Annotated in this window: 21 protein-coding genes; 7 read left to right on the forward strand and 14 right to left on the reverse strand. The window is 34.7% G+C overall.

Annotation, left to right across the window (positions count from 1 at the left end; all coding sequences use genetic code 11):
• Positions 1-69: 69 nt before the first annotated feature.
• The 3 genes from LCF45_RS13830 to LCF45_RS13840 are packed head-to-tail and all read left to right on the forward strand — an operon-like array spanning position 70 to position 1,903.
• Positions 70-342: a (2Fe-2S)-binding protein gene (locus tag LCF45_RS13830; RefSeq protein ID WP_002012972.1), complete on the forward strand. Its 273-nt coding sequence runs from the start codon at positions 70-72 to the stop codon at positions 340-342.
• Positions 339-671: a (2Fe-2S)-binding protein gene (locus tag LCF45_RS13835; RefSeq protein ID WP_002127768.1), complete on the forward strand. Its 333-nt coding sequence runs from the start codon at positions 339-341 to the stop codon at positions 669-671. Before LCF45_RS13830 ends, LCF45_RS13835 begins: the two co-directional genes overlap by 4 nt.
• Positions 668-1,903 carry an NAD(P)/FAD-dependent oxidoreductase gene (locus LCF45_RS13840; protein WP_002127769.1) on the forward strand — a complete coding sequence of 412 codons (1,236 nt, stop codon included), beginning with the start codon at positions 668-670 and terminating at the stop codon, positions 1,901-1,903. The genes LCF45_RS13835 and LCF45_RS13840 overlap by 4 nt, the downstream gene beginning before the upstream one ends.
• A gap of 24 nt (positions 1,904-1,927) precedes the next feature.
• Here LCF45_RS13840 and LCF45_RS13845 read toward each other — a convergent pair whose 3' ends face one another.
• Both LCF45_RS13845 and LCF45_RS13850 read right to left on the reverse strand, forming a co-directional pair.
• A complete protein-coding gene (locus LCF45_RS13845) occupies positions 1,928-2,236 on the reverse strand; it encodes a YxcD family protein (RefSeq protein WP_263892808.1) in 309 nt (102 codons plus the stop codon).
• Entirely contained in the window at positions 2,224-2,673 is a 450-nt protein-coding gene (locus tag LCF45_RS13850) for a hypothetical protein (protein WP_002032604.1), read from the reverse strand. Before LCF45_RS13850 ends, LCF45_RS13845 begins: the two co-directional genes overlap by 13 nt.
• 257 nt (positions 2,674-2,930) lie before the next feature.
• Between LCF45_RS13850 and LCF45_RS13855 the strand changes: the two genes are divergently transcribed.
• Positions 2,931-3,695, forward strand: coding sequence for a DUF1836 domain-containing protein (locus LCF45_RS13855; RefSeq protein ID WP_002085036.1), 765 nt, complete (start codon positions 2,931-2,933; stop codon positions 3,693-3,695).
• Between the two features lie 345 nt (positions 3,696-4,040).
• Complete coding sequence (locus LCF45_RS13860; protein WP_002032601.1) at positions 4,041-4,646, forward strand: undecaprenyl phosphate transporter UptA; 606 nt, start codon at positions 4,041-4,043, stop codon at positions 4,644-4,646.
• 28 nt (positions 4,647-4,674) lie between these two features.
• On the opposite strand, the gene LCF45_RS13865 is transcribed toward LCF45_RS13860, so the two are convergent.
• Positions 4,675-5,172 carry a DinB family protein gene (locus LCF45_RS13865; RefSeq protein ID WP_002165617.1) on the reverse strand — a complete coding sequence of 166 codons (498 nt, stop codon included), beginning with the start codon at positions 5,170-5,172 and terminating at the stop codon, positions 4,675-4,677.
• 145 nt (positions 5,173-5,317) lie between these two features.
• On the opposite strand from LCF45_RS13865, the gene LCF45_RS13870 reads away from it, so the two are divergent.
• A complete protein-coding gene (locus tag LCF45_RS13870; RefSeq protein WP_078207036.1) occupies positions 5,318-5,542 on the forward strand; it encodes a hypothetical protein in 225 nt (74 codons plus the stop codon).
• 47 nt (positions 5,543-5,589) lie between these two features.
• On the opposite strand, the gene dltD is transcribed toward LCF45_RS13870, so the two are convergent.
• The 7 genes from dltD to LCF45_RS13905 all read right to left on the reverse strand — a co-directional run bounded on the left by dltD (position 5,590) and on the right by LCF45_RS13905 (position 11,942).
• Positions 5,590-6,771, reverse strand: a complete 1,182-nt coding sequence (gene dltD, locus LCF45_RS13875) for a D-alanyl-lipoteichoic acid biosynthesis protein DltD (RefSeq protein ID WP_002127775.1) — start codon at positions 6,769-6,771, stop codon at positions 5,590-5,592.
• A gap of 335 nt (positions 6,772-7,106) precedes the next feature.
• The gene (locus LCF45_RS13880) at positions 7,107-8,729 is read right to left on the reverse strand and encodes a peptide ABC transporter substrate-binding protein (RefSeq protein WP_002127776.1); all 1,623 of its coding nucleotides are present in this window, start codon (positions 8,727-8,729) and stop codon (positions 7,107-7,109) included.
• Between the two features lie 20 nt (positions 8,730-8,749).
• The gene (locus LCF45_RS13885) at positions 8,750-9,751 is read right to left on the reverse strand and encodes a C40 family peptidase (protein WP_002185644.1); all 1,002 of its coding nucleotides are present in this window, start codon (positions 9,749-9,751) and stop codon (positions 8,750-8,752) included.
• A gap of 39 nt (positions 9,752-9,790) precedes the next feature.
• Positions 9,791-10,852: a dipeptide epimerase gene (locus LCF45_RS13890; RefSeq protein ID WP_176126856.1), complete on the reverse strand. Its 1,062-nt coding sequence runs from the start codon at positions 10,850-10,852 to the stop codon at positions 9,791-9,793.
• 104 nt (positions 10,853-10,956) lie between these two features.
• Positions 10,957-11,283 carry a DUF3870 domain-containing protein gene (locus tag LCF45_RS13895; protein WP_002127779.1) on the reverse strand — a complete coding sequence of 109 codons (327 nt, stop codon included), beginning with the start codon at positions 11,281-11,283 and terminating at the stop codon, positions 10,957-10,959.
• Positions 11,284-11,371: 88 nt separating this feature from the next.
• Positions 11,372-11,647 (reverse strand): hypothetical protein, encoded by a 276-nt coding sequence (locus tag LCF45_RS13900; protein WP_002127780.1) that lies wholly within the window; start codon positions 11,645-11,647, stop codon positions 11,372-11,374.
• Complete coding sequence (locus LCF45_RS13905) at positions 11,586-11,942, reverse strand: FtsB family cell division protein (protein WP_078177163.1); 357 nt, start codon at positions 11,940-11,942, stop codon at positions 11,586-11,588. The genes LCF45_RS13900 and LCF45_RS13905 overlap by 62 nt, the downstream gene beginning before the upstream one ends.
• A gap of 288 nt (positions 11,943-12,230) precedes the next feature.
• Here LCF45_RS13905 and LCF45_RS13910 point away from each other — a divergent pair, with 288 nt between their 5' ends.
• Complete coding sequence (locus LCF45_RS13910; protein ID WP_263892809.1) at positions 12,231-13,157, forward strand: aldo/keto reductase; 927 nt, start codon at positions 12,231-12,233, stop codon at positions 13,155-13,157.
• Positions 13,158-13,205: 48 nt separating this feature from the next.
• Here LCF45_RS13910 and LCF45_RS13915 read toward each other — a convergent pair whose 3' ends face one another.
• The 4 genes from LCF45_RS13915 to LCF45_RS13930 form a co-directional block, all read right to left on the reverse strand.
• Entirely contained in the window at positions 13,206-13,802 is a 597-nt protein-coding gene (locus LCF45_RS13915; protein WP_002168209.1) for a DJ-1/PfpI family protein, read from the reverse strand.
• Entirely contained in the window at positions 13,799-14,290 is a 492-nt protein-coding gene (locus LCF45_RS13920) for an ankyrin repeat domain-containing protein (RefSeq protein ID WP_002127784.1), read from the reverse strand. The genes LCF45_RS13915 and LCF45_RS13920 overlap by 4 nt, the downstream gene beginning before the upstream one ends.
• 385 nt (positions 14,291-14,675) lie before the next feature.
• Positions 14,676-14,906, reverse strand: coding sequence for a hypothetical protein (locus LCF45_RS13925; protein WP_000789035.1), 231 nt, complete (start codon positions 14,904-14,906; stop codon positions 14,676-14,678).
• Between the two features lie 166 nt (positions 14,907-15,072).
• Entirely contained in the window at positions 15,073-15,573 is a 501-nt protein-coding gene (locus LCF45_RS13930) for an invasion protein (RefSeq protein WP_002012946.1), read from the reverse strand.
• Between the last annotated feature and the right edge of the window lie 48 nt (positions 15,574-15,621).

The raw sequence follows: 15,621 nt of genomic DNA on the forward strand, positions 1-15,621 counted from the left end.
TCTCCTCCTCTATATTGGCATAGTTTTTGCATAATAATTTATGTAAACCGAACTAGAGGAGGAATACATATGACGAATAAAGAGAACTTAATTGTTTGTCGTTGTGAAGAAGTTACATACGGACAACTTCAATCGACAATTGCTGAATATAATTGCTCAGCTCGTGAGCTAAAACTAAGAACACGTGCTGGTATGGGTTTTTGCGGCGGTAGAACATGTAGAATGACGATAGAACGAATGGTAGAAAATGCGAATCCTAACATATCCCAAAATGAAATTCCATTAAAATATCAACCGCCAGTGCGTGCAGTTACTTTTGGAGCGGTAGGTGACAATCAATGAGTAGAATTACACATCACCCTATTTTAGGTAGTTTAAATAGTAGTCAGCGTATCAATTTTCAATTTAATGGTCAACAATATGAAGCATATGGACATGAAACGATAGCGGCCGCTCTACTTGCAAACGGAATAAGAACGTTAAGAGTACATGAAGATAGCGGAACTCCGCGAGGTATTTATTGTAATATCGGGCATTGTTCTGAATGCCGCGTGACTGTAAACAATCAAACGAATGTACGAGCTTGCTTAACTGTAGTTGAAAACGATATGGTTGTTGACAGCGGAAAACAGCATCCAAATATCGTGAGAGAGATGGTGAAAAAGCGATGATCGATGTAATTATTATTGGTGCAGGACCAGCAGGATTATCAGCTTCCATCTCTTGTGCACGTTTTGGACTTAACGTACTTGTTATTGATGAATTTATGAAGCCGGGCGGGAGATTGTTAGGACAGTTGCATCAAGAGCCTACTGGGGAATGGTGGAACGGAATAGAAGAATCAAAACGTCTTCACGAAGAAGCAAAATCTCTTTCAGTCGATATTCGGTGCGGTGTTTCCGTCTATAATTTAGATAAAGATGAGAGTTGTTGGTTCGTGCATACAAATATCGGTACGTTAGAAGCACCGTTCGTACTAATTGCTACTGGGGCTGCGGAGTATTCTATTCCCCTACCCGGTTGGACACTTCCAGGGGTTATGTCAATTGGCGCAGCTCAAGTTATGACAAATGTTCACCGCGTTCAAGTTGGTAAAAAAGGAATCATTATCGGTGCTAATATTTTGTCATTCGCCATTTTAAACGAATTGCAATTAGCTGGCATCACAGTGGATCATATTGTAATCCCTGAAAAAAGCGAGTTAAGCCAAAAGGCCGGTGAACCAGAAGAAGTTTTAAAATCGCTCTTAAATGCGGCTCACCTCGCCCCATCTCCCTTCCTACGTATAGGTAGCCGTTTTATGAAATATGATTGGATTCGAAAAGCTGGATTAACATTTTATCCAAATAGCGGCATGAAAATAAACGGGACGCCGCTTCATCTTCGTAAAGCTGCACTTGAAATTATCGGTACAGATCAAGTAGAGGGTGTACGTGTTGCTAACATTGACTCTAAAGGGAATATTATTAACGGATCAGAAAAGATCTATGAGGCAGACTTCGTTTGTATAGCCGGAGGTTTATATCCGCTTGCTGAGCTTGCCGCTGTAGCAGGATGCCCTTTCCATTACATTCCAGAATTAGGCGGACATGTTCCACTTCATTCAGAAGAAATGGAAACCCCTCTTCCAGGTTTATTTGTAGCTGGAAATATTACTGGCATTGAAAGCGGAAAAATCGCGATGGTGCAAGGGACAGTTGCAGGTCTATCTGTCGCTAAACATGCAAGTGAGAAACTTGACGTAGTCGACCAACAATTACAACAAGCAATTCAAAACGTTCACTCTGTTCGTCAAAAAGCAGCGATTCAATTTAATCCAATGATTGATGTTGGTAGACGGAAGATGAATGAACTTTGGCGTGATTATTCTTCTACATATGCACATACTAAAAAGAGCTGCTGAGATTACTCTCAACAGCTCTTTTCACTACTCGTCCGAGTTATTAAATTTCGCTAATGCGTAGATGCCTTCTTCATCATCTAATTCAATTTGCAATCTTGCTGCAAATGAATTGACGTTGTATTCTCGATCAAGCAACAAGCGTAGTGCTTCGATTAAGTTTGCTTGAATTAAAATTTGCTGGCGACCATTTACCTCTACTTCTGCAGAGAAACCGTAGTCATCATCATACATTAGTTCAACTGAAACTTCTTCTGGACCAACTTGTCGTTTTTCAGCGATATATACGCAAAGTGCATTTATAAGTTCTTGTTCAGAAATTTTTATTGTTTCCATGCTACTTCATCTGCCTTTTTCTTACGTTGATCTTTGAAGTATTTAAATGCACGAACTGCTAACATTACGATACCAGCCATTACTAACATATTTACCATAAACGCTAATACAGAACCAAGTGCTCCCATATTTGCAAATAAGCTACCCATTAGTAAACCACCAAGACCACCTAGTAATAGGCCTTTCATAAAGCCACCTTTATTACTTTTTGGCGCTGTGTTTGTTGCTTTTGTTTTTGAATCAGTTGTCGTTTTTTGTGAATTCACATTAGAATCTTTTTTGTTTAAATCAACTTTTGACTTTTGACCTGAACTTGGTGTATATGATTTTTTACCAGATTTGTAACTTTTCGCTGCCGCATGATCTACGAACATAAAGCTACTAGCCCCAAAGATAACCATGAATGCTGTCATTACTGCTACAAGTTTTTTCAACATATTATATCCATTCTCCTTTTATATAGATATATGTGAAATCTATCTTTCTAGTAAATTCAGAATGATAGATTTGTTTTAAAACCATTTTAAAAGTTCTTATGAACTTATTATATGAACTTTTGTCGAAATATGCAAGCATTATTTACTTACGACAATTTCATGACATAGGAAAAATTAAGCAAAACGGAATTGACTTTAAATGAAACAAAACATATTATAAGTTCATAAGAACTTTTTATAATTTTGGAGGTGAAAAGATGGAAACATTTCATCTCACACGAAACGAAATGGCAACGCTCCTTCTATCACTAAGAGGATGGAATACGAAGAAGCCTCTCGGCATTTTACAAGAAGCTTGGGCAAAGTCACATAAAAAAGATATTGAAAGCGGACAAAGCGTTACTGCTTTTATTACAACCGCACTTTCACCTATTTTTGAAAAATTGATTAAGATTGACGATACGGATGTCGGTTTTTCTTTAAATGAAATAGTTGCGCTTGGCAATCAGATTGAAAACACGAGTTTCTCTGTAACTGCTATGCAAAACTGGGTGAAACGAGATATAAAAGAAATGATTGGCTCACCTCAAAAAGGGAAAAAATACTCAATCGAACAAGCAGCATTACTATTCATTGTCGAAGATTTAAAAACAGCGCTTGATTTTGAATCTATTCGCAAACTATTACGACTCATCGTAAATGACCCGGCCGATCGAAGTGATGATTTAATTAATCCTCTTCATTTATATGTAGCTTATTCTTCTTTATTTGAAGAACTGAATCAAGGGAATTGCTTACAACTAAATGCTACAGATACAGTTCATACGATCGAAAATATCGTAAAAGAAAAAGCTGATAAAATAGCAAGTAAGTTCGATCAAATTAATAACGAACAACGCGAAGCAATTCGTAACGCTATTATTATCGCCACACTTTCTGTACATACCGCTTATGTACAAATGCTAGCGAAACGATATGTGACAGCAACATTATTTTTACAAAATTTAGATGTGAAACCTTAAAAAACAGGAGCAGATTTGCTCCTGTTTTTTTATATCAATATATCTTTTGTACTATTAAGCTCACATGAAATTCGAAATTGCCCTTCATGAACTTTTTCGGAGACTAAAAAAGTTTTATGTAGACACCTTTATTCTCACTAATATATGAGAAATTTTTAATAATCTTTTCATTATCTCTTCATGAAAACTGGGCTTATATCCTTTACTATAATACTTATGAGAGACATAAAAGAATTGAAATGGCAATCCACTATATAAATAAGGTATAATCTACATATAGTGAACCTTTTACATTATTAAATAAAGGGGCTTATATTCAAAATTCATAAATTAGAAGGTGCAACAATGTTAAGTAGTTTTATTCATTCAGTATTAACATTTTTTGAGGGATTAGGTTATTGGGGCATAATGCTTGGACTTATGATTGAAATTATTCCAAGTGAGATTGTCCTTGCTTATGCGGGATACTTAGTATTCAATGGTAGTATCTCATTTGTAGGCGCAGTTATATTCGGTACAATTGGTGGGGTTATTGCCCAAATCTTTGTTTACTGGATTGGTCGATATGGTGGTCGCCCTGTATTAGAACGTTACGGTAAGTATATTTTCATACATAAAAAACAAATGGATGCTGCTGAAGATTGGTTTAATCGTTACGGAACTGGCGTAATTTTCACTGCACGTTTCATTCCTATCGTTCGTCATGCGATATCAATTCCTGCTGGTATTACAAAAATGCCATTACTACGTTTCACTACATTAACAGCACTTGCGATCATCCCTTGGTCTATCATTTTCATTTATTTAGGTGAGAAACTAGGTGAAAATTGGGAGAATATTAACGATATTGCTGGACCGTATGTGAAATCGTTCGCTATCGGTGGCGTTGTACTTATACTTTTATATTTCGTAATAAAAAAGTGGACAAAAAAACGTAAAAATCTTGCTTAAGATTATAATAAAAACCGCTATAAATTCATTAAGAATTATAGCGGTTTTTATTATCGGCTTGATCATGTATTAGAAATTGTATTATTTCTTTTTTATGCTTTAAGTCATGCTCGATAAGTGATGAAAAATAATTATTTAACCTCAATTTTTTTGTGCCAAATTGATAGTCATTATTAAAATTCCGAGCAGGAATTCGCTCAATTTGGTCTACTAATTGTTTACGAGTAAAGCTAAATTGATCTATTAGTTCTTCCTTTGAAATACCAGACCTTGCATATTTTATTGCACCCTTATTCATTTCCTCAACATCTGTTGGAACGATATGTACAGATTTCCCGCTTACAAAATATGAAATTCTATACTTCATTAGAAACTCATCCCAAACAATAAAATGTGAAATTACATCCGCAATTGCCCATGAACCTTTTTTAAATGGTTGAAACCATATATCCTCCGATATTCCATTCAATGTTTGGCACCATTCTATTAGATTTAACTTTTCTTCCAGAATCCTTCCTTTCTCCATAATGCACTCCTCTTCCACACTAATAATTCATTCATATTAATGATTTCTAGACATTTCATTAAAACCCTCCAGTCTAAGATTTACATGGATAAGCAACAATTCCACCATAAAATACGTATAGTAACTCAAAAAGGATTGATTCCCTATGCATTGGCAGCAAAAAGTACCATACTTAATCGGACGCCCTGTTGGTGTTTCTCTCATTAATGGGCAAGGGACATCCGGCGTTTTATGCAGAGTTCAAAATAATCAATTATTTGTTTGCGAATACCTTTACCAAGCCCAGTTCGCCATGAAACATTATGACTTTAGACAAATTCAAGATATACACGCCTTTCCAAATTGCCCACACCAAAATCCTCTATACTAAAAAACAGAAACGGCTTTATTGCCATTCCTGTTTCTATTGTTTATGCATTATTTTTCAGAGTAAAACTTCTGCACTGCTTCATCAAAATAGATCCATCCTTTCCAGCCTAAATGAATCGTATCTTTTAAGAAATACTTATCATATTCATGGCTAGAAAAATCGACTACTGGGTATCCTGCTTTCTCAACTTGATCGCGAACCTTATTGTAATACACATCACGACGTTCTTTTGGGAAACCAGCGTAATCATACCACGGTCCGTTTACAGGCACAGAAATAAAGAGTGGTTTTACATTTTTTTCTTTGAAAAGATCTAAAACAATTTGTAAGTCATCATATTCTGGTGAATCATCATACGATTCATTTGCTCTAAAGTTTTTTAAACCTTTTAATTTTTTCTTTAAATTATGTTTATAATAATATGGATTTTCAATTCCGAATGTATTTGTTGTGGATCCTACTTTACCTTCTTGTTCCGCATGTTTACGTGCATCTTCCCAAGAAAGCGAACGTAATCCCATATTTGTTTCCTCTTTCATCGGTTCGATCTTAAATAGAGAGTTAAATAAATCTCGATGATCTAAAATGTTCCGGTACATATAAGCTAGCGGTTTAGCTAGTCCAGCTTTTATGTTATGTTTTGTATCGTTATATACAATACTTTCTAGCGAACTACTTAATATCGCATCCTTACGAACAACTTTATAATCTAGTAAACGTTTCGCGATTTTTTTCTTCATTTCAGGCTTTATTTCGTCATTAAAAATAAAGTGATAGGCTTGTTGTTTGGAGAAATTATTTGTAAAATCCCCTTGTGATACACCGGTTTTTGTAAACCATTGTGGTGAAAGAACAAAGACTACCTTTTTACCTTCTAATTCATCCATTGTAGACGTCATATTTAATATATGAGCCAAGCTTTGCGTACCACCAGTCCCTATTAAAAATGGAGTAAAACCTGCTGGATTTACTCTAAAATAGTTAGATGGATGATATGCATCCATTCGTAAAAACTCTGATGAACCATACATCGGTAAATACTGCGAATTCTCTAACATTTTCTGTTGCAAGAAAACACTTTGTAATTTCTCTTTTTGTAAGGAGGTTGCTGCATCTTCTATCTTTTTATCGCTTATTAGTGACACTAAACTCTTAGATGGAATAAGCAATACAATGAAAAAGAGTACACAGGCTAAAATAATTGGTCCGAAAGCATGCTTCATCTTCATCGTTTATTCCTCTTTCTATTGCTAATAAATTGTAACCCTTGTTTATGACACGTCATCATTTTTCTCCTTTTTTCTATACATGTCCCATTCTATTTATCTATTGTATACATGTATGTATTCCTCTCTTTTCTCTGCAAATTCATACATTCATAGAGAAAGAAAATGTTTCCAAAGAAACATGTTAATTATACAAGATTCTACATAAATTTCACACTGGAATTTATGTAATAATTTTATTTTTAAGCTATGAAAAAACTTATAAAATGTCTATAATTCATTTGAATCTATAAGAAAAAACAGACTATCACATACGTGAAGTCTGTTTCTCCATCACTTTATTTTTGTACATCTGCCCATTTTAAACTTGTAGCTGGACCGAATTGATGTACATATAATTCTTTCACATATGGTTTTTGTAAGTAAGAAAGACCGCGCTGGAATACTGGTGCAATTACCGCATCATCAAGGAGCACTTTTTCCGCATCTTGCAGTGCTTTCCAACGAGCTTTTTCATCATTACCTAATTCTGTTTTAATCTTCTTAATTAACGCATCATATTCTGGATTTGCATATCCTGTATTATTTACGGTACTTCCCGAAAGGAAAACTTCTAAGTACGTCATTGGATCTGGATAATCAGGTAACCAACGTGATAACGACATTTCGTATTCTTTTTTCTTCTCTAACGCTAATTTTTGCGTATGTGGTTGTAATTTCACATTTACTTTTAGCCCCGGTAAGTTTTTCTCAAGCTGTTCTTTAATATATTCGCCTACCTTTTTAAAGTTCTCTAAGTCATAGTTTAATAGTTCTAACGTCACTTCATTTGTGCCTGTCTCTTGCTTCGCCTTTTCCCAATATTCTTTCGCTTGTTTTACATCCGTCTTATTAAACTCACCTGCCGTACTTCTAAAATCTTTCTTATCTGGTCCTTTTAAAAATCCTTTTGGTACGTAATAATTCGCAGCAACTGATCCGTCATTTAAAAATGATGTCGCCAAGCCCTTTTTATCAAACACTGTACTTAGCGCAAGACGTGCATTTTTATTTTTAAGAATCGGCACATTTTCATTGAAACGGAAGAAATACATAACCGGATCTGTATATTGTTTCAACTCTTTATTATTTTTATATTTATCTACGAATTCTGTTGAAATGACAGCTCTATCAACTTTATCTGTCTCATATAAATTTACCGCAGTTGAAATTTCTTTAACAATTTGATAGTTTACTTCATCTAACTTCACTTCTTTTTTATCCCAATATTTATCGTTTTTCTTCATTGTAAAGCTCGCTTCGTGCTTCCACTCTGATAATGTAAACGGCCCATTATATATCGCTTTATTTGCCTCTAACCCGTATTTATCACCTTGCTCCTTCGCATATTTTTCATTAATTGGATAGAAAGATGGTAAAATGAGTAGTTTCGTAAAATACGGTACAGGATGTTCCAGCTCTACAACGAACGTTTTATCATCCTTTGCTTTCACACCTAATTCTTCTAAGCCTAATTGTTTCTTATTTATCTTCTCCGCATTTTTCACATCGTACGCGATATATGCATATTGAGAGGCTGTATCTGGATTTATAAGTTGCTTCCAAGCATATACGTAATCATGAGCTGTTACTGGATCTCCGTTAGACCATTTCGCATCACGTAAGTGGAATGTATATGTCTTACCATCTTTACTCACTTCATATTTTTGTGCTCCCGCTTGAATCACTTCATCATTTTTCGATAAACGGAATAACCCTTCCATTACGTTATTCAAAACGTTAAATGATACCGCATCTGTTACTTTCCCTGAATTTAATGATGGAATTTCACCCGTTTCTAGTAGTTGTAATACTTTCTTCTCATCTTTCGGCTTTGTAGCTGTTTTTTCTTTAGCACAGCCTACTAAAAATGAAGATACAAGTAGAGTACTAACTAATGAGTAGCGAACAACCTTTTTCATATAAAGCCCCCCTATCTTTTTTAAGGTAAGTAACGACGAGCACCAGCGTATTCTTCTATATATCCTGGTGTATTTAGCGGTATAATTTCTACCGATCTTTCAGCCTTTGGAGAGTGAATCATATTTCCATCACCAATATACATGGCAACGTGATGAACACTACCTTTTCCTTGATTATGTGCAAAGAATATTAAATCGCCCTTTTGTAGGTTTTCTTTATCAACCGCAATTCCTGCTTTTGATTGTGGCCCAGAATCCCTCGGTATTGTAATGCCATGTGATTTATAAATCGTATGTGTAAATCCAGAGCAATCAAATCCAAAACCACTTGTACCAGCCCATATATACGGTAATCCTAAAAACATTTTTCCGGTGTTTATTAAGTCATCAGCGGTTGGAGTCGGAATATCATTTTGAGAATGGTAAACAGTTCCATCATTTTTCCGTAGCCACGCCTTCTGACCATTTGGTAACAATACGCGGTATGAGATCGTATCTTCACTTAATAGCGGTAAACGCGTATTATAACTGACTTCTAGCGATTTATGTTTTTCAGAAGGGTTAATATATACAATTGCTGTCGGTTTCGTTACTAATACAAAAGCTTCGTTTGTTTTATCTGCAAATTCCTGATTATACGTTAATTGTTTTTCAGGCATCCACCCTGGATACCCTTCTTCATTTCGCGGCGTTGGTTGTCCGTGCACTAGTACTTTTACCCAATCACCTTTTTTATCAATTACTGTTACTTCTTGACCGAGTAGCGCTTGTGTTTCTAATTTATTTGCACTCGTTAACCAAAGCTTCTCATCTAGCGTCATTGATTTCGTCCACTTCCATAAATCAACTGGATTTGTCGCACTCGGTGCATCAATTGGTCGTAATGAATCTGGTGCAGTCCATAACGTTGCAGCAGATACATCTATAAATGCTTTACTATCCTTCTTCTCTTCAGCATTCACCGAAGTAAACGATGAAAATATAAATAAAGTTGTTAAAAATGCAGTTCCTACTTTTTTCATATATATCCCCCTTATAAGATAGTTTACTAGGTACTACTTCTAAGATTGTATATTCACTATAGAATGCAGGTTTACCTTTGGACCAGTGTAAGTCATCCCTTCTGGCTCTTCTACTAACCATAACGGTGCATCAAGATCAAAGTAATGAATATTCGGATGAGCCGCAGCTAAATGGGCAACAGCGCTAACTGAAAGTGAAGATTCCATCATACTTCCGACCATACATTTCACACCTGCTGCTTCCGCAATATCCGCAATTTTCCATGCTTCTCGTATGCCGCCGCATTTCATTAATTTAATATTAAGTAGGTCTGCATATCCTCCTTGGACAATCTTTAATGCGTCTCTTGCCGAAAACATACTTTCATCTGCCATAATAGGCGTTTGTACATTGTCCTTCACGTACTTTAATCCTTCCCAATCTTTCGCATGAACTGGTTGTTCTACAAATTCTATATTTAAATTTCTATTCTCCATTTCTCTAATAATAGAAACCGCTTCTTTCGGTTTCCATCCTTGATTTGCATCTAAACGTAACGTCGTATTCTTTGGTACTACATTTCGAATTGCCTCTATGCGTTCTAAATCTAAATGTGCCTCTTTACCCACCTTAATTTTTAATGTTTGGAATCCCTTTTCGATATGCTTTTTCGCTTCTTTTGCCATTAATAAAGGCTCATCAACACTTACTGTAATATCAGTATAAATCTCTTTCTTCCCACCTAACAATGCATATAACGGTATGTTGTGAAATCGACAATATACATCGTATAAAGCCATATCTACCGCCGCTTTCGCACTTGTATTTCCTATACAGCTCATTTGAATGTGTAACAATAACGTTTGAAATTGCAGCACATCTTTATCAACTAATACGGAGCGAATTGGCCCTAATATTGCTTCCTCAATCCCGTTGGCAAAATCACCTGTAATAACCGGTGTTGCTGCAGCAGCTCCTTTTCCAACAATCCCTTCATCTGTATGAATAAACACATCTATACTTTCGATTTCCGTTACAGTGCGAAGCGCAGTTTTAAACGGTGTATGAAGCTTTACATGTCGGCGGTTTACCTTCACATCGGTAATTTTCATTTTGTTCATCCTTTCATTGTTTATAGAGTGATACTTTAATATCCGGGTGGCTTTTCCGTTAATGCGAAACAAAAAAATCCAGCCATAAGAAGATTCTTACGGCTGGATTTTGTCTATGAATGGGTAGACAAAGCAGCGATCTGATTATATTTTTTCTGTGCATCCTTTAGCGCTACAAGTAGCGCCTTTTGACACGAACCGAAGTACCGATTTTTTATTTCTGTTACTAATGCTGGGTCATTAATATTTTTATGTAGAAACAAATATTTAACAAATTGAGATGTTAATGCAATTGTGGCTGAGCAATCTGCATCTACAATTTCCCCTGTATCCTTCTCAAGTACAAATGCTACAAAATAACTTTTGAACTTTTCGGTAATGGGATTATTTTGAGGTGCTTTCGCATCCCCTACGACGTAAATTGTATTTGAAGCGTACACAGCTATCTTCCTTTCTTATACGAGGATAACGGTTTTCTTAACAGACGTATAAGCTGTTAACTCAACGTTGATTAAAAAATGTATCCACTTACCTTGTATTATATACAATTGACAGAATTTTAACAATATTTATTTTGACATATATTCCATAATTATGAAAATCTCTTAAAACAATTAAAATTGGCTCAAACTTCTCATTTTTACAATATGTCATTTCTCCTTGTACCATGACATTCACACTACAAACAACTTTTCCCTCATACATCAAAAAACAGTTAGCTATCGCTAACTGTTCCACCACTTCACTTTGGCAATACGAATATTGTTTCGTTTGACTTAGAAAATTGATACTCTTTTCTAGCAAACTTTAAAATCTCTTCTTCATTATCGGTTAAATTCTCAATGTTAGTCTTTAAAGAACCTTGATCTTTCTTTAAAGAAACTAATTGTTTCTTTTGATTTGTTATTGTATTTTTTTTGCCATTAATTACTTCTTGTTGTTTCGTTAAAATATATTGAACGTACAAAGTAGTCACAGCAATAAAAATGAACATGAAAATAAAACGCCTTAACTTCTTCTTATTTATAGTTCGCTTGTCGTTAGGCTGTGATAGTTGCTCTGGTATATTAGGAACATTGACTCTTTTGAGTTTCCTCATTTTCAAATCCCCCTAACCCATATTTTCTCACTACCATAGGCACGATCTCTTACTAACTTAAATTCTATTCTTATAAAATAACCTCCTTCACAAAAAAATCTCACAAATTAACCAATTAGAGATAGCGTTCGACGACATCTCTGTATTTAAAATGAGAATTTTTATTTATGCTGCTATAAAATAGTAGTTTATGTTATTCTTTTTCCCCAATTGTAGAAAACATTTTTACACATATAAATTCTAGTTTTGCATACCGATGTTATAACATGCTTACAAGGAGGAAAAATGATGCACTACCGTACATTAGGTAAAACTGGAATTACTGTTTCTGAAATTGGCTTTGGAGCGTGGGCGATTGGCGGCGATGAATGGGGTCCTGTTAACGACAAACAATCTATAACCGCTATGAAGAAAGCAATTGAATGTGGCGTAAACTTTATTGATACTGCTGATGTATACGGATTAGGACATAGTGAAAGGTTAGTAACTCAAGCGATAAGAGAGCACCGTAATAATATCGTTTTATCAACGAAAGGCGGTTTAATTGGGCATCACTATGATCCAAGTGGAGAGCCTGTTTATAATACTGCAGAAAAAGTGATCGCAGTATTTGAAACTAGCTTACTGCGCCTAGAAACAGATTATATTGATGTTTATTTCTGTCACATTTGGTGGGATAAACAAGAAGAAACAGAAGCATTTTTACGAGCATTTGAAATATTAAAACGGGACGGAAAAGTAAGAGCTGTTGGTGTTTCAACTCACGACATACAATATATAAAACACTTCAATAAAAACAATGAAATTGATGTTGTGCAACTTGATTACAACATATTAAACCGAAAACCGGAAAACGACATACTGCCCTACCTACAGGAGAACAATTTAGGAGCTGTTATACGCGGCCCTTTAAAAATGGGGATATTAACTGGAAAATTTACAAATAAAACAACTTTTCTTGACGGAGATTTACGCAAAGAATGGCCAAAAGAAAAGTGGTTTCAAGAAGATTTACAAAAAGTAGAGAAACTACGATTACTCTCAAATGAAAATCAAACCTTAGGGCAACTTGCACTTCGTTATGTCCTCACTCATCCAGCGGTATCGGTCGCAATTCCTGGCGCAAAAACAGAAAAACAAGCGAAAGAAAATGCAGACTCGTCTATCCGTCCGATTCTTACAAATGAGGAATTAGCGCATATTCAGTCAATATAAAACAAGACCAGCAGCTGGAAATATCCAACTGCTGGTCTTGTTTTACTTTTAATACTTTAAATCTATATCATATTCCATCCTCTTCGCTGTTTCTTCAGCAACCCGAGCACCCAACAAATTTCTCACAATGTGAAATGACATATTAATTCCAGCTGAAATTCCTCCAGACGTAATAATATGCCCCTCATCTACAAACTTTACATTCTCTAATACTTCCACATTCGGAAAATCATTTCTAAAACTTTCAATACTTGCCCAATGTGTTGTCGCTTTGAAGCCATCGAGTAATCCAGCTTTCGCAAGTAAAAGCGCACCGGTACAAACAGAAGTCATTAACTTTACTTCTTTCATTTGCTCGCGGATCCAATTTGTTATTATTTCATTTTTCATTTCGTTTTCTCTAACACCTAACCCACCAGGAATAATTAAAATATCAACTGGAGGCAAGTTTTCGATACTATAGTCCGGTTGTACCTTTAATCCATTTCTCGCTGTAATCATTTCTCCATCTTGACTAACAGTATGAACTGTAAATAGTTGACCTTCACTTGTTGCTGTAACGGAAAAAACTTCAAATGGACCCGCAAAATCTAACACTTCCACTTCATTAAAAAGAAAAATCCCTACATTCCAGTGGCTAATCATAAGCTCACTTCCTCTTGCAAATGATGTAATAGGGATTCATACCCTTTTTCTAAAGCAATATCATATGCGGTTTTTCCATCATTTTTCTTAATCATTTTATTAGCACCATTTTCAAGAAGTAATATAATGATTTCTTCATTTCCTAATAACGCCGCTTCATGAAGTCCTGTCCAGCCACCACTTTGCACAGCATTCACATCTGATCCCTTTTCAATTAAGAAAGCTACAAGCTCGCTTTGCTTATTCGCAATTGCTGCTTGAAGAGGTGTATTTTCATTTTCGTTTTTTGCTCTAATATGTATTTCTGCTCCCTGTTCTAAAAGGAAACTTGCAATTTCTTTCTGTCCAAAATAAGCAGCTAAGTGAAGCGGTGTCCATCCATCTTCACTAAATGAGTTAACAACACTTGGATCCGTATTAATGATTTCTACTACCTTTTCTTTTTCCCCTCTTATGACTGCTTGTGATATTGATATGATTTGTTCCATAATGAACCTCCATGTATACAAATGTTAAGTACCCCTTAATAAATTCCATTAATAATCACATGTTCCTTTCTAAATAATTAAGTTTACATAATAATATTATTTTTATAATTCGCTATCCTAATAAAAAAACAACCCACTCTAATGAGTAGATTGTTTTTGAATTTCATTTTTATATTTGTTTAAAAAAATATCATTTTCACTTACAACTAATAAACATTAATAAAAATGAAATGAAATTATATATTTAGCAGCCATGAACTCTTTATATATTCAAAACCGGCTATTTACTTAAATTAATAGTTTTTTATCACTTGAAAATAAAAATGGAATTTATCCTTACATTTGAAAAATACATATATAGCAAGAATCTATAGCAGTACTCTTATCATACTAATCTATAACAATTCTGCCTTCTTCCCTTACCTGTATCCTTTAAAACATAAGACTTTAAAACGAGTGCTGTTAGTGAATCTGTTAATGTTTTATATGATAAATTTGAAAGAGCTAATAGATCGTTCGTATATAACATTCTATGCTTCTCTAATAACAATAGTACTAATCGTTCTGACGGTTTTAATGTTTCATCACTTTCTAGTATAAAATCTATATTTTTCATATCCCTACTTCTTACTCCTTATATAAAAAAATGATTTTAGTAGTTATTTAATATAAAAATACTACACAACAAATTTGAAGATATATCGAAATAACATAACACCCAAACACTTTTATACTATAACATAAAAAAGACATTTCCCCAAATTGAAAATGCCTTTTTATATCTACTTCTCTTTTTTATATAATTGATATGATTGTTCTAGCCCTTTATTATATTTCGTATTATTATCTGTCCATTCTCCCCCTAAGTTTCCTGGCCACCCTGATGTATTAGCAACATATTTAAGCAACTCCCAATCCTGCAGTCCTTTTTTCACACCACGTTCATACGATTTGACCATACTTGAAATTGCTATCGTTGTATTTATACGCGAATCCACTAAACTCTCTTCCGATAATTGCGCTGGTGCTAATCCACCACGATGTAATTGGAATAATCCGAAAGATGTTCCGTTATCCCCTATCGCTTTTCGATCAAATTTTGTTTCATGATCAGCAATAGATAATGGTATCCAATCTGGAATATCATACCTCTTTGCAACTTCACTAATTACTTGTTTATTATTTTTAATCTCTTTCTGCTTTTCATAGTTAATATAAATTACATAACTTAAAGTAACTAACGTAAATAATATGAATATATATTGTAGTGCCTTTTTCATCATTTCATCTCCTGCTTTGTATATGTTTCACTTTCTATATACACTATAAGA

Origin of the sequence: Bacillus sp. 41-22 (genome assembly GCF_025809295.1) — a bacterium.
Taxonomy (GTDB): domain Bacteria; phylum Bacillota; class Bacilli; order Bacillales; family Bacillaceae_G; genus Bacillus_A; species Bacillus_A mycoides.